The sequence below is a fragment of the Cohnella panacarvi Gsoil 349 genome (genome assembly GCF_000515335.1).
Taxonomy (GTDB): domain Bacteria; phylum Bacillota; class Bacilli; order Paenibacillales; family Paenibacillaceae; genus Cohnella; species Cohnella panacarvi.
This window is the reverse complement of record NZ_KI911563.1, coordinates 2,711,099-2,724,777: the sequence shown is the minus strand read 5'-3', so window position 1 is coordinate 2,724,777 and position 13,679 is coordinate 2,711,099. Positions and strand designations below refer to the sequence as shown.

10 protein-coding genes are annotated in these 13,679 nt (G+C 40.3%); 5 read left to right on the top strand and 5 right to left on the bottom strand.

Annotated features, from left to right (window positions below):
• Positions 1-169: 169 nt before the first annotated feature.
• The 3 genes from COHPA_RS0113055 to COHPA_RS0113045 all read left to right on the top strand — a co-directional run bounded on the left by COHPA_RS0113055 (position 170) and on the right by COHPA_RS0113045 (position 5,450).
• A complete protein-coding gene (locus COHPA_RS0113055; protein WP_027086606.1) occupies positions 170-1,030 on the top strand; it encodes a sulfurtransferase in 861 nt (286 codons plus the stop codon).
• Positions 1,031-1,387: 357 nt separating this feature from the next.
• Positions 1,388-2,194, top strand: coding sequence for a DUF3800 domain-containing protein (locus COHPA_RS0113050; protein ID WP_027086605.1), 807 nt, complete (start codon positions 1,388-1,390; stop codon positions 2,192-2,194).
• A gap of 913 nt (positions 2,195-3,107) precedes the next feature.
• Positions 3,108-5,450 carry an nSTAND3 domain-containing NTPase gene (locus tag COHPA_RS0113045; RefSeq protein WP_027086604.1) on the top strand — a complete coding sequence of 781 codons (2,343 nt, stop codon included), beginning with the start codon at positions 3,108-3,110 and terminating at the stop codon, positions 5,448-5,450.
• A 1,189-nt stretch (positions 5,451-6,639) separates the two neighbouring features.
• On the opposite strand, the gene COHPA_RS0113040 is transcribed toward COHPA_RS0113045, so the two are convergent.
• The 3 genes from COHPA_RS0113040 to COHPA_RS0113030 form a co-directional block, all read right to left on the bottom strand.
• Positions 6,640-8,073, bottom strand: coding sequence for a hypothetical protein (locus tag COHPA_RS0113040; RefSeq protein WP_027086603.1), 1,434 nt, complete (start codon positions 8,071-8,073; stop codon positions 6,640-6,642).
• An 11-nt stretch (positions 8,074-8,084) separates the two neighbouring features.
• Positions 8,085-8,927: a hypothetical protein gene (locus COHPA_RS0113035; protein WP_027086602.1), complete on the bottom strand. Its 843-nt coding sequence runs from the start codon at positions 8,925-8,927 to the stop codon at positions 8,085-8,087.
• A 178-nt stretch (positions 8,928-9,105) separates the two neighbouring features.
• Complete coding sequence (locus COHPA_RS0113030; RefSeq protein ID WP_156926660.1) at positions 9,106-9,525, bottom strand: hypothetical protein; 420 nt, start codon at positions 9,523-9,525, stop codon at positions 9,106-9,108.
• Between the two features lie 439 nt (positions 9,526-9,964).
• Between COHPA_RS0113030 and COHPA_RS0113025 the strand changes: the two genes are divergently transcribed.
• Both COHPA_RS0113025 and COHPA_RS0113020 read left to right on the top strand, forming a co-directional pair.
• Complete coding sequence (locus COHPA_RS0113025) at positions 9,965-10,849, top strand: AraC family transcriptional regulator (RefSeq protein ID WP_027086600.1); 885 nt, start codon at positions 9,965-9,967, stop codon at positions 10,847-10,849.
• 71 nt (positions 10,850-10,920) lie between these two features.
• The gene (locus tag COHPA_RS0113020) at positions 10,921-11,652 is read left to right on the top strand and encodes a hypothetical protein (RefSeq protein ID WP_027086599.1); all 732 of its coding nucleotides are present in this window, start codon (positions 10,921-10,923) and stop codon (positions 11,650-11,652) included.
• Between the two features lie 46 nt (positions 11,653-11,698).
• Here COHPA_RS0113020 and COHPA_RS0113015 read toward each other — a convergent pair whose 3' ends face one another.
• A complete protein-coding gene (locus COHPA_RS0113015; RefSeq protein ID WP_027086598.1) occupies positions 11,699-12,787 on the bottom strand; it encodes a PIN domain-containing protein in 1,089 nt (362 codons plus the stop codon).
• A 232-nt stretch (positions 12,788-13,019) separates the two neighbouring features.
• Positions 13,020-13,628, bottom strand: coding sequence for a hypothetical protein (locus tag COHPA_RS0113005; protein ID WP_027086597.1), 609 nt, complete (start codon positions 13,626-13,628; stop codon positions 13,020-13,022).
• Positions 13,629-13,679: the final 51 nt, after the last annotated feature.

Here is a 13,679-nt window from a genome sequence, read left to right as displayed (position 1 = left end):
TCTGAGGTTGATTCAGTCTATTACCGAATTGCAAGATTGGTATAAGACATATTCAACAGGTTAATCGTTTGTTTTTAGTGTTGGTCCGTCGGCGGGGATAGTGGCGGAATCTCTCTCGTCCTGAGATAATGGGGTCATGAGATCGTTTGTAGAATGCGGAGGCGCTGTAATGCAGAATATCGTACCCATGAAATGGTTGTTCGCCAGACTATACGAACCGGACATCGTCATCGTCGACTGCCGGTTCCAGCTCGGCAAGCCGGATGCCGGTCGCCAAGCTTACGAGGAGTCGCATATTCCCGGCGCGGTGTACTTGGATCTAGAAAAGGACCTGTCCGCCCCGATCTCCCCCGACGGCCATGGCGGTCGTCATCCGCTACCGGACGTTGCCGAGCTGACGGCGACTCTGAGCCGCGTCGGTATCGGCAACTCGTCTCGCGTCGTCGCTTACGACGACCAAGGCGGAGCCATGGCTTCCCGCCTATGGTGGCTGCTGAAATACCTCGGCCACGAGCAAGCGTACGTCATGGACGAAGGCTTCTCCGCTTGGAAAGCGGCAGGCTTGTTGGTTAACGCGGAGCAGAAAGTGCTGATCCCGGCTCTATTCCTCGCCACCGTGCAGCACAATATGCTGGTCGAAGTCGAAGAAGTCCAGGAGATTGTATCAGCCGCCGACGGCTCCGCCGTACTGATCGACTCCCGCGAAGCCCCGCGCTACCGCGGCGAAGTCGAACCGCTGGATAAGGCTGCGGGACATATTCCCGGTGCGATTAACCGCTTCTGGAAGGACGCGCTTGGGGAGAACGGCGGGTGGAAGGATGAAGCGGGGCAGGTAGCTCGGTTCGAGGACTTGCCGCGCGATAAGCCGCTCATCGTCTACTGTGGATCGGGAGTAACCGCTTGCCCTAACGTGATCGCGCTTCAGGAAGCGGGATTCTCGAAGGTGAAGCTGTATGCGGGTAGCTGGAGTGATTGGATTAGTTATGGGGAGAATTCCATCGCCACCGGGGATGAAGAAGGACGCAAATAAGGATAACAGTAACCACTCAATTAATACATCGCCATGCGGTTTGTACGCCCTGGTGATGTATTTTTCTATATAGGAGGTCAACGAGGAGTCAACAAGCGGCTTATGAAAATACTTACAATGTGGTATGGACCAAAGTGCTGTACCGACAAATAAAAGACCGGAAAATCCCACTTTAGCGGACTGCATACCCGCATCAATATACTAGTCAACAGCGTAGCGTGGCCGTAATTCCAATCAACACCAAATTAACAACGTTTTAATCAAAACTTCAACACGATGTGAGGGAATGAAATGTTCGTTGTAAAATAGTAGATGAATTAGATATACTAGGGGTATCTTGAGAGAAGGTGCCGAAACGTGACGAAATGGAATATTTACTGCGAGGAATCAGGAGACAAAGCTATTCCTTGGGTAAATGGTTCGACCCACTTCTATATTGTTACTGCTATTCTAGTAAGAGAGACTGATGACGAGGCATTGAAGGAAACGCTTCTTGATCATAAACGTAAAGTACTAAGAATGAGACCACCCTTAGAGTGGAAGAAATTAAATCCAAGGGTTAAAAGAGACGATAAAATTCTTGGTCGGTTTTTTAAAAAGATCGACGAAGATGGACCAGAATTTATTGTCTCGCAGGTGATATGTAATAAGCACGAAACAATGGGGCCTGGCTTAGTTGACCGAACAAAACTTATGAATTATCTCTATGGGCTTATGTTTAAACGCTTATCTTGGTTTTTGAAGTCAACTAAAGCCACAGCTCGTTTATTTATTGATCGAAATACCGATCCACTAGCGCAAGAGTCACTTCGTTCATATATTTCAAGTGTTACACGTTACTCAACAGGTGAACATCCACGTCATTCAAAGCCAAAATGGATGAATCCAGAGGAAGATCCAATACTGGGACTTGCTGACTTTTTATCAGGTGTAACTCTGAAGTCTATGACTGATTATCATTTGAATGTTAATGCTGCCTGTAAAAAATGTGGAAGCCATTTATGCATCTATAACTGCTCTTCGAGTAATTTTACTTATAAGCGTAGCTTTAAATATATTGTTGATTGGTGTGAGTTTGACTTTGAAAAGTGGGCATGGAGAGGATTGCTTTACCATCCGTTTATAAATAAAGATAACTATAAAAATATTTTCATTCCTATATAAAAAAAAGAGCAGCCTCCGAGGGCTGCTTTATTGTTTTTGTTGAGGCGGGAGGATCCCACACTCACAATGAGTGCTGCCACATAAAAGGAGCTTTCGCTCAGATGTGACCTGCCGCCTAACTTAAAGACTACACAGTTGTAATCTAAATGTCAACTAATTAGTTGACATTTCCAATAACTGTAGGGTGGTGCGGGAGGAGCCCGCCTTCAACTGAAGGCTGCCACATAGAAGGAGCTTACGCTCAGATGTGACCTGCCGCACCAGTAACAGTATATGCAATGGAGCAACAAACGATACAATAAGAACGTTTGTTCTTATTCCAATTTACATTATTCTTAGCCTTTAGTCAAGAAAGAGTAAAGGCTTTAATTTTACTAATTATGAATATAAAAGTACGTGGTCTTTAACGCGGTCGTTGCTACAGAATGAGATCCGAGAAGTCGTGTCCTACGGGCGCTTTCGGACTTGGTGCATGGCAAGCGAGGATGCTTCGGGATGCTCTGTAATATACGATTGTTACTAAAAATACTTTCACGACAAGTACAATCGAGCGTTCGCTCGTAAGCCGAGATTTTCGGATTGGAGCGATTTGATTGATATGAGGGGAAAATCGGTGACAGTAGCAGGTGTAGAGAAAAAGTGATATTTAGTATATCAGAATTCCAAATGAGCGCGGTGAGGTGACCGTGCTCTGTTTTTTGCTCTAAGCAATAATGATTCTTATTGAGATCTATTTTGAAACTGCTTCTATGAGTACTAAATTGTAAAGGATATGAAGAAACGGATGTCGAATAATGGAATAAAGGTAGTAGGTAGTTCAAAAAATCAAATTGGACTAACAGTAGTGGCCGTAGGTGCCAAAAAGGAAACTTGACGTTGATGTAACTTATTCATTTCAAACAAAGGTGAAAATATGTTTAATTACTCCAATCTTAACGATGTCGAATTTGAAGCGTTATGTAAAGATGTAATGGAGAAAAAGCTGTCTAAAAGTTTGCGGTTGTTTTCTAAAGGGAGAGATGGTGGCGTTGATCTAACAGATGATACTTACAAACATAACATCATTGTGCAGGTTAAGCATTATATTGGAAGTAGCTTTTCAAATCTTCGTAGTTCATTAAAAAAAGAAATTGAAAAGGTTCAAAGGTTGAATCCAAAACAATATTATATTTGTTGCGGCATGCAACTTACCGAAGGAAATATCAATGAAATATATGAAATGTTTTCAGGTTTCATGGAGTCAGATAGGAATATTATCACACTAAAAGAAGTAGATGAATTCCTTCAACAGCAAGAAAATAATGATGTAGTAAGACGACATTATAAATTGTGGCTATATGCTTCAAACATTTTAAATGAAATATATAATCAAGATATTTTCATTGATTGCGAATCGCTTCTAAGTGATATTGATGAAGAGTCTAAGTTTTTTGTACAGACAAATGTATACGGACAATGTGTTGAGCATCTAGATAAACATGGATTATTAATGATTACGGGTGGACCTGGAGTTGGGAAAACAATTACGTCTAAAATGTTAGTGCTATTTTATGCTTCACAAGGATACAGAGTCAGATATTCGACTAATGGAGATATTACGGATATAAAAAGATCTTTATCAAGTGATAGAGAGTGTAAAGAAATAGTGCTGTTAGATGACTGCTTGGGACAGCATTATTTTAATATGAAGCAGACCCAAGAAAATGAATTGCTGTCTTTGATAAAGTACATTAAGTTGACAACCAACAAAAAGCTTATATTAAATTCAAGAATTACTATTTTCAACGAGGCCAAAGAACGTTCAATTGATTTTAATAAATTTTTTCAAGAAAGAAGAATAAGAAACTATATTATTAACATGAATCTAATTACATTACTTGAGAAATCGAGGATTTTTTACAACCATCTAATTTTTAAAGCCATACCACCAGAATACTACTCTAACGTTAGAGAAAATAAAAATTATTTAAAAATTGTCCAACATGCTAACTATACTCCTCGTATAATTGAGCATGTGACTTTAGCTACGAACTATCATCAAGTATTACCACAAAAGTATTTTCAATATATTATTAATAATTTATCTAATCCAACTGATATTTGGAAAAATGAATTTGAGCGAAGACTTCAAAATGTTGATAGGGCTTTTTTAAGTATATTATATTCTTTAACTGATACTAATGTAGATTATGGTGTAATGAGAGAATGTTTTAATATGCGTTTACTAAAAATGAAAGATATTGATCATACGTTAAATAACTTTGATTTGGTTATATCACGATTAAATCAGTCGATCATTAGTATTTTTGACAATAAAGGTACTAGGCAAATCGGAGTTATTAACCCCTCGGTAAATGACTATTTAAAAAACGTATTTGCAAAAAATGTAGTTGAATTAAATGAAGTGCGAGGTTCGATTTGTTATTTCATTCAAATAGAACGGTGTTACGCAAAGAACGATTTGCCAGGCGTGTACTTAAAATATTTAGAAAGTGAAAAAATAAATAATATAGTATTTAGAAATGAATTTGAAAAGAATTATTTTATTGCAGCTCATATCTGTGAAAACACAGTAAAGAGAATTACATATAAAGGAAATATTTTTAACTACTTAGAGAAGGGTTACTGCTATGGTTATCCAGATAAAGATTGGAAAACCCATATTGAGATTTTAGAGTGTTTACTAGATGATGAATTGTATCATTTTTATTCCATATCTGATTTTTTTGAAGATGAAGACAACATTTATAAATTGTTAAAAGATCTAGATCTAGATGATTTAATACTTACTATTAACTTATTAAATGATAGCTTTATGAAAAGAAATGCAAATACTGAACGGTTTAAGTTATTGTGCCAGGATTTAATGGATGAAGCGATATCAGACTATGCTAGAAATATAGATGCAGCAAATTATTGCGAAAACTATGATATGGGAAAAATAATTCAGGAAAGTACTAGAACATACTATACTAATGACGAAGAGGACGGACATATTGACTTAGATGTGATTGTCTCAAAATTAGAAGTAAAGATAGTCGAGGACGTTGAACAAGAGATCTATGAAAAGATAGACATGTTAAATGTTGATATAAAAAGCATAATAAAAATTCCGAAAACTTTTGAGCTAGACTCAAGTGAAATTGAAAAAGTAATTGACTCCTTTTTTAGAGATGATGACTATGAAGACAGACGCGATTATGATAGATCAGACAGTTCAAATATCTCTGAAATTGATGCAATATTTGAACGCTAAATATCAATTCGGATTCCAATATTGCAGAGTAAGACTGAAGGTTATTTCCTTCACTGCGCATGCATCGTAAAAAGGCCTCAAACTTCCGTGTGGCATTGTACTTCATGTTTGGGGGCCAGTAGGCTCTCGCTGACGGGGGTAAGGGGGGGAGGGGCACTTCGCTACCACCGGTACCACAGAGGTTCCACCTTCTCTACGGAGCAACGAGAGTCAACAACAAGGCACGGTGAACTGGACTTGAAACCTTGGGGCTGTACGCTCTACCGTATTCTCAGCGTTACAAACCAATGGCGCTAACGCTTCACTTGCCGATCATCACCCTTTCCGGAGTAAAGCACCGGTCGGTACTCAATGGACCTGATGAAACAACGACGATCAACTCACCGGATCGGTATTCTCCATTATCTCGATGTACTTCTTGAAGGCATTTTCACAGGAAATCCGACAGTTGGAGTGATTGGATTAGTTATGAGGGGAATCCGATTGCGGCGGGAGAAGAGTAAGAGCCGAGAGGCCGCGTCGGACGCGGGTTTGGGGGCTGTGACAGGTTGCTAGTTGGTAGCCTGTTGCAGCCCTTTTGCGTCTTTTTGTCAACAGCTTGTAAACAAAAGGTCGACGAAAGCAGTTGCAAGATCCACGGAGCCAGCCACAGCCCCGTAGTCGGGTCAGGTTCTTGTTGAATGAGTAACAAGGTCAAGAGAGTGATTCAGCCACATCCCCGGTAACGTCAAAAGCGGAGCGCTTAGCTTCAAGAACATTGATTATTTTTTATTCTTCTTCTCTTGTTGTCACTCCTCTGTCACCAGCTGTCACCTTCTGTCACTGTGGTGGCAGTTCCGCTTGCTCCTTCTCTGCGGTTCCGAGCTTCACTTTTGTCACGCTGTCACCTTCTAACCTCGGTTCCGAGCTATTTGTTGTTGTACTACCTTGTTGTTCGGTTCCAGTCGGTATCTTCTGGTGACAACGTGACAGAGATTGCTCTGCTGCTCCTTCGCGACGGTTCCAGTTCGCTGCCACCCCCGTGACAACAAGTGGCAGTCAACCGGAGCAAGGTGCGCCCAAGTGACTGCCACGAATTTTGGTGGTGATTGGCTTATGGTGACAAAGGACTAGGAACGAACGACTGTTGCTGCACTCGTCAGAAGCTCGTCCAACTTCTCCGCTACCTCCTGTTGAAGGGTCGGGAACCTTAACTAGCATCGGTACTGTTATAAACACTAGCGGAGGCTTTAGGTTTTGCGTCGATATAGTACACTTCCGGCATTCTCATCCCATCTTGCTTAAACTTTGCTACTAATGAATACAGGTCATTCAGTCTTTTTATAGATCCACCAACAACGTCAATTATCAAATAAATACCTTCAGTTGTCTTCTCTGCTTTTTGATATTCTTTAATTTGGGTCTCAAATCCATGCAATAGTTGATTGTTAGTCGTTAGTTTAGCTTCAACTACAACTCTATTGGTATAACCTTTACTGAACTTAAAATCGACTGGTCCTCGGCCTCCGTTAACTTCCCTGCTTATATCGATATTGTTAGCTTCACAATATGCATCAGCAATTCCAAAGAAGAGTTTTTGCGCTGCTTCCTCTTTCTTCGGTTTATACTTATTCTCGTACAACAGTGATGAAAGTGCATTATTTTCAATTAAATCCTTGTACTTTTCACAAATTATTTTGATAAAACCAACAAGATCTGCCGGGGATTTTACCTCAGGAACATCCTTTAAAGGAAACTCACCGGTATATTTCTTTGATGCTGCGTACCATGCAATTTGTCCCGAACGGTCGGTGTCAAAATCATATATGGACGAAGGTTTATTTCTGTACAATGTGATCAAATCTTTTAATAATTCCGGCTCTTCTATTACAACTGATTTTAATAATTCTTTCTTCTGACTCGTCGCTTGTTTCCAAGTATCACCGATAATATTGTTTACCTTATCTCTTAACTCACTATTGTGTGAACAAACCCTATCAATATCGCTCCATTCAAATGCAATAGGGAGATCACGCAAAATAACTTTAGGAACTAACAAAACAGGTGCATTATTATGTGGATTTTTGACTGAGCAGTATGACTGGTCTCTTACCGTAAGCCTGATAGTTTCAACGCCAAGACTTTCCAAGATACTAGACGAGTATCTCAAAATATCTCCTAATATTATGTTAGCTACAATATCGCTAATCCTGTCGGGACCTATATTCTTTTCCAATAAACCTACGAGTTCAAATATTTCAGGCTCCGTGGTTCCGGCATCAATAATACTTTTTGCAGTTGCCAATAAATTTTGTCTTAGTACGGGACCGATAGCACTTCCTTGTGTGCTTTTGTTTGAATAACCAATGCATAGTCCCTTTACCTCAGGAAAATCAAAGAAACTTTCCGCCTTATTCCAAAATACATCTCCAACAGTCTTGGAGTGTTTAAGGACAGTCAGTATATCTTCAAATCTCTTCTTAACTTTTTGATATGAGTTCTCGAACTCGCTTACCTCACAGGTCTTTAATAAATGAGGGTCAATAAAAAACTTAGAGTCTACGTTTAAAATGCAATCAAACGCCCCTGTTTGATCAAACTTCTCTTTATCTACTTTTAGATAATCCGTTATTGAAATTGCCATTGTCGCACCTCCTAGATATCAAACCCATGCAGATGATGATATATGGCATAGAGTTTCTTATTGTTAATACTAAAAGCAACGTATCTATCAGGACGAATATTAATGCCGGATTCAACTTTAGTAACCTCGCCGATACAACAACATATAACGCTCTGTCCAAACTGTGGCTTGTTATTGACTACAAAGCTTTCATTAAAATGAATCTTTATTCGCATACCGCTTTTTGATTTCAAATTGATATATGCATAGTCTTCTTTGATTTGCATGTTACTAATTTCTCCGATTATACAACGAACTTGCACATAATCCTTTTCATCGATATTTTCAACGAATCTAACCGGTATTCTTGGCTCTCTTCCATGAGTTATTTCTTCACCCTCACCGAACAAGGCTGCAGTACCAGTCGGAGGGAGATCTGAAGGAATGCCCGAACCATTATTGCCTTTATTTTTACTGTCACCTGATAAGTTTGGATGATTGCCTTTAAGAAATGCATCATAGGCCCTTTTAAGGACCGCACTGATGTGCTCATCCGAAAGACGGTACTTAAAGTTAGGATCATTCTTTCTTCTTTGTTTGTCGGATTCCGATTGTTCTATACTATTGGGGCATCCTACAATATGTTTGCTCTTAATATTCTCTTCTGGATTATTACTTTTTCTCCAAGTCCGAAAATGACTTACCTGTACATCTCCTGAGACATGTACTAAGTGTGCAGTACATCCCGGATGCGGGCAAAATAAATATCCTCTATATATATCTTTGTATTTTTGCTTATCCATATCGAGAGGGGTGATAACCTTCTTTTCATATCCTTCGCGGATAAATAGTGCTTCGGTTATTTTTATTGACATTTGAACAATCCCCTCTCTGGATGGTGAATAGTATATCTTCCATTATCATACAACAATCGGCAAATTTATGGTTAAAAAGATTTAAGACGACTCGAATCGAGTCGTCCTATTGTCCCATGCTTATCATTCATTATTGTCCAAAGATTTCATCAAACGCTGTAAACGATAGCGGTTCAGATTAATGTTTTACGTCCGCAGCATGTATTTCCAAATCCTTCTCATCTTGCTTTGACCCGTTAATAATATCGATCGCTACCTGCTTCATATTTGCATCCGCTTGAAGCTCTTCCACAAAGCCGAATATCTCCTTGACCTCTTCCCAATCGAATACCGTATACCGACCGCCCGAAACGCGATAGCCTTGCGGAGCGAGTACCAGCCCGTCACCATCATTTGTTTGAGCGTTCTGGAAGTAACTTAAAATAATCGGCATAAGCATCTTCTCGTCGTACTTATTCTTTATGCCCATGCTATGGAGCGTTTGGATGGCATCGGGGATCTTAATCAGCAGCACTCTCCGGCCACGAACTTCTGCTTTCCGTTCGCCCTCTTTTCCAAATACGTCCTTCTTGTCCTGAGTAGGCTGGTATACCATCACAGTCTTGCCGATTCCGAATATATTTCCTTTGCTGTTGCCATGCGTGTTACCTATGAAGGCGAGGTCATTAAGGAATTTCCAAAGATCATCGGCCTTATTTCCAAGTGTTGTCTCTGCATGCTCGGCGATAGTATCAACGACATCGTAGATCTCTTCATCGGAATAATGGCAGTTTAATCCGTGTTTGGCTCGGGCCGATTGCTCCTAATCATGTTACAAATCGCTTTTCTTTTCTAATTGAATTATTGGAACTTGTTGGGTTGGTCTGGGATGGAGTAAGAAATGTTGAGGGCTGTGACGGATTGCCGGAAGGAAGGCCGTTGCAGCCCTATTCTGCCTTCTCATTCATCAGCCTGCTTACTCGAATAGTTCGCAATTATTATCAAAACATTCAACTAGCTAAACTATATAATTAAGGATATCAAGTGTAGAGAAAGGAATGGAAAACACGAAGTATTCCGAGAGTATTCAAAAAGCGATTCTATATGTGGAAAGCAATTTGAATAAGGAGATTATGCTTGAAGACGCTGCTGGTGCAGCTGGGTTCTCCAAATATCATTTTCACCGGATATTTCAAGCGTTAGTTGGGCAATCATTGGCAGATTATGTTCGAAGGCGCAGGCTTACAAAAGCTTCATACGATTTGCTTGGAACGCAGGCTGGAATTCTCGCAATTGCGCTAGACTATCAATTTGAATCCCAGGAATCATTTACAAGAGCCTTCAAAAAGATGTTTGGTATGAATCCCGGTCAGTACCGGAAAGCCAAACGGCGGTTACAATTAAAGGAAGAGCCTGTAATTTCTGAAGAAAGGATACAACATTTTTATGGAGGGATGCCTATGGAACCAAGAGTAACTGTTAGGGACTCATTCAAGGTAGTAGGGATGAAAGTGGAAACAAAAATGGCCGACGATAAGATACCCGAGCTTTGGCAGAAATTTATTCCAAGAATGAATGAGATCAAGCATCGAATGAATAATTACGACATGTACGGGATCAGTGAATACAGCGATAACTACGTAGATGAATGGTTTACCTACTGGGCTTGTGTTCCCGTGGAGCATGTTGATGATATTCCTGCTGGCATGGAAATCAAGACGGTATCCTCTGCCCAGTACGTCGTTGTTACTCACAAAGGTAAACTGGACTCTATGGGGAACGCATTCGATTATATCCATACTTCATGGCTCCAGAATTCGGGATATGAACTCGCTGAGAGTGACGGGTTTGAGTTGTATGGCGAGAGGTTTCTTGGCGGAGATAATGAAGATTCCGAAACGGATATATACATTGCTATCAAATCATGTACGCCTGCGCAGTAACTGTATGCATATAACGCCCATATTATAAAACCGAGGGTAATAACCAAGTTTTATAAAAGGGTGATAACGGGATGAGTGATCCATATTATCGTGGCCTAGTTACGAGCCAACCGAGTATCGTGGCGTTCGCACAGGGCGATGTGACGGGAGACGGGGTATCCGACAACGTGTATCTTACAGGGGTTCGGACCCCAGACAGTCCGTTTATTCAACAAATCACGTTGGTCGTGCAAGACGGAAGCAGCGGCCGGGTAACCCAAGCGCCGTTGCAGGACAATGCGGGATACAATCCGACTCTCTTTTTAGGCGACTTTACCGGGAACAAGGTTAATGAAATTCTGATCAGCATCGATACCGGCGGGAGCGGAGGGATCATGTATCACTTTGTATACTCGTACTTAAATAACGTTGCGCGAATCATTTTCAACTACAAGGCGTATAACGAGCTCTATTCATACATGGTGACTTTCCAGGATCAATACAAAGTTGAGGTTGTCAGCGAACGGAACAAGATGAAATACATTATCGACATCTCCACTAGAGACAAGGAGTATCTTGATGAGATCTACCAGGCGAACGGGAAGCTGAAGCAGCCGATGTCAGGGTTTGTAAATCCGCTAAGCGGGTTGTATCCTGTCGATTTCGATGGGAATCATGTTTACGAGCTGCTCGCGTATCAGAAGATCGCCGGGAGATATAACGCGGATGCCTTGGGTTACATCTTGAACACCTTGGCATGGAGTAGGAATCAGTTCGCTTTGAGCAATCAGAATGTGGCGATCTTCGGCTCGTCTATTCAATAAAGTAAATAGGCTAGTTTTAAGCAGTCAAGTTTAATAAAGAAAGCTTTCATTCTTCGTAATAATCGTCAAAATAATCAACATTTGCAGGTTGAATCAGTTGGATTCTCTCAATCTGCAAGAGGTGGATTTCTTCGGTATCCTTATCGTAAGACGTCGAGAATTGAATATCCAAAATCACTTCAGAACTCCCAGTATGAATATAATGGTCGTCATCACGGTCTCTAAAACCATTATAAATATATACTTCTACATCCACGCTAACGTTAAACTGACCTGTGATAATGATTTCATCATTTATTATATCTACTTTAAAGTATTTTATATGTTGTATCGATAGTCCGTAAGGTTGACAGTAGGCATCATCCTCACTCACAACGTCATTTCCTTCTCTAATGACGTAATCGGAAGCATCCTCGTAGATAGTGTCAAAGTTGAGTTCAAGTAACGCGTATAATTGTTTCTGAGTGATGGGGTTATCTTCCAACCATTGAACGAGTTCAACTGTTGTAATAAGTGGTTTCAATATAATATCTTTATCAAACAGTTCTCTGCTAGAGGAATATACTTTAAATTTATCGGAGTCTTCTCGTAGATGAGGATGCAGATCACCATTCGAATCCAGAAAGTCATTTTTATTATGAGTAATAAAGTAACAATACTCGTGATTTTCATCCTTAGCTTTTTTCGTATATGTAAGCCATGTAATTGCATCGCGAAACTCTTGCTTATTATCAGTGAAAGGCTTGATTCGATTAATCGATCTGCGTACAAGCTCAGGCAACAAAGCGTTGTCATAATCTACAACTTGAATCAATTTACGATCGATTAACTTATTGAAGAAAGTATCAAATTGATTTTCAAAATCGGCAGAAGATACTTGTAACTTTTCAGTAGAGAGATCATCCGGATAATAGTCTTTTAAAGCTTGTAGCGATTTTTCTAAATCGCCCATTCTCTTCTGTACATTGAGAAGGAATTTATTACGGGCTTCTTCAAATACAACTTTGGATAATATAAGAGGTGTTCCGTACACATCGGCGAATTTAAGAAGTTGTCTGTTGTATGTTTTCTTAAAAAAAGGATCACTGAATAATAGGGTAGTATCGAGGAATAAGTTTATATCTGGGGTTTTCATTTTTTCACCAGCCAGTCATTTAATAAGTTTAATTCTATTATCCCCCGAGATCCTCTAGTACCATTTCCAGGATATAGATGGTATCTGTCTTGAGGCTACCGTTCATGTACTCCTTAATGCAAGTGACCGTTGAATTACCTAATGCTACTAACTGCTCGTAGGCTTCGTAGTCGGTCTTCCAGAAGCTACGCATGCTGCCGTCGCCGAACTCCCCCTCATCGATGGCTGAAATCTAATGTTGAACTTGCTCTTGAAGAGGCTTCTCCAATACCGCTGTAATTGCGGACTTAAACGCCAAGTCTTTCTCTTTAACTTGCGGCATGGCGCTATGCAATTGTTCTTCACTTACGCATTTCCGAATCAATTGGCTAGTGGTCAAGTAGTCGCCGCCGACGCCATCCGCTGCCGATACGTAAGCGATAAAATCATCCGTTCGATCCAATTTACTAAAGCCGTTTTGCAGGCGATGAATGACATCTATAGCAATTAGGAAGAGTTGGGAGTCTACGATTTTCTTCTCGAAAATATAATTCTGATCGATATGAAGATAATCAGGTTCTTCTAGACTAATACAATAGAATATACTCAGCCACTCCTGAAGACGCTCGGGCATTTCTTCATACATAAAGGAGTAGTCGCCTTCGCTGTACTTGTATTCATTGAAGAGTTGTTCTCGGCTCTGATTATAATGGTCTTTACCCGTCTCAAGATATTTCTTCTGATATCTACTATGGGCTTCATCCACGCTTTGGTTTAGTGAAGCTAGATTGTTTATGTAAATCGTATAACTGCCGTGATAGGTATCTGTGTGAATGGAAAAAGTGTAAACATCCTTGTCCATTGATTAATCTGCCAATGTGCACATCATAAGAACTCATATCCTAAACACATC

Excerpts from the sequence above, each read along its gene's own strand:
- COHPA_RS0113035 (WP_027086602.1), bottom strand. The coding sequence starts at position 8,927 with ATGTCAATAAAAATAACCGAAGCACTATTTATCCGCGAAGGATATGAA.
- COHPA_RS0113025 (WP_027086600.1), top strand. The coding sequence starts at position 9,965 with ATGGAAAACACGAAGTATTCCGAGAGTATTCAAAAAGCGATTCTATAT.
- COHPA_RS0113020 (WP_027086599.1), top strand. The coding sequence starts at position 10,921 with ATGAGTGATCCATATTATCGTGGCCTAGTTACGAGCCAACCGAGTATC.
- COHPA_RS0113015 (WP_027086598.1), bottom strand. The coding sequence starts at position 12,787 with ATGAAAACCCCAGATATAAACTTATTCCTCGATACTACCCTATTATTC.
- COHPA_RS0113045 (WP_027086604.1), top strand. The coding sequence starts at position 3,108 with ATGTTTAATTACTCCAATCTTAACGATGTCGAATTTGAAGCGTTATGT.
- COHPA_RS0113005 (WP_027086597.1), bottom strand. The coding sequence starts at position 13,628 with ATGGACAAGGATGTTTACACTTTTTCCATTCACACAGATACCTATCAC.
- COHPA_RS0113040 (WP_027086603.1), bottom strand. The coding sequence starts at position 8,073 with ATGGCAATTTCAATAACGGATTATCTAAAAGTAGATAAAGAGAAGTTT.
- COHPA_RS0113055 (WP_027086606.1), top strand. The coding sequence starts at position 170 with ATGCAGAATATCGTACCCATGAAATGGTTGTTCGCCAGACTATACGAA.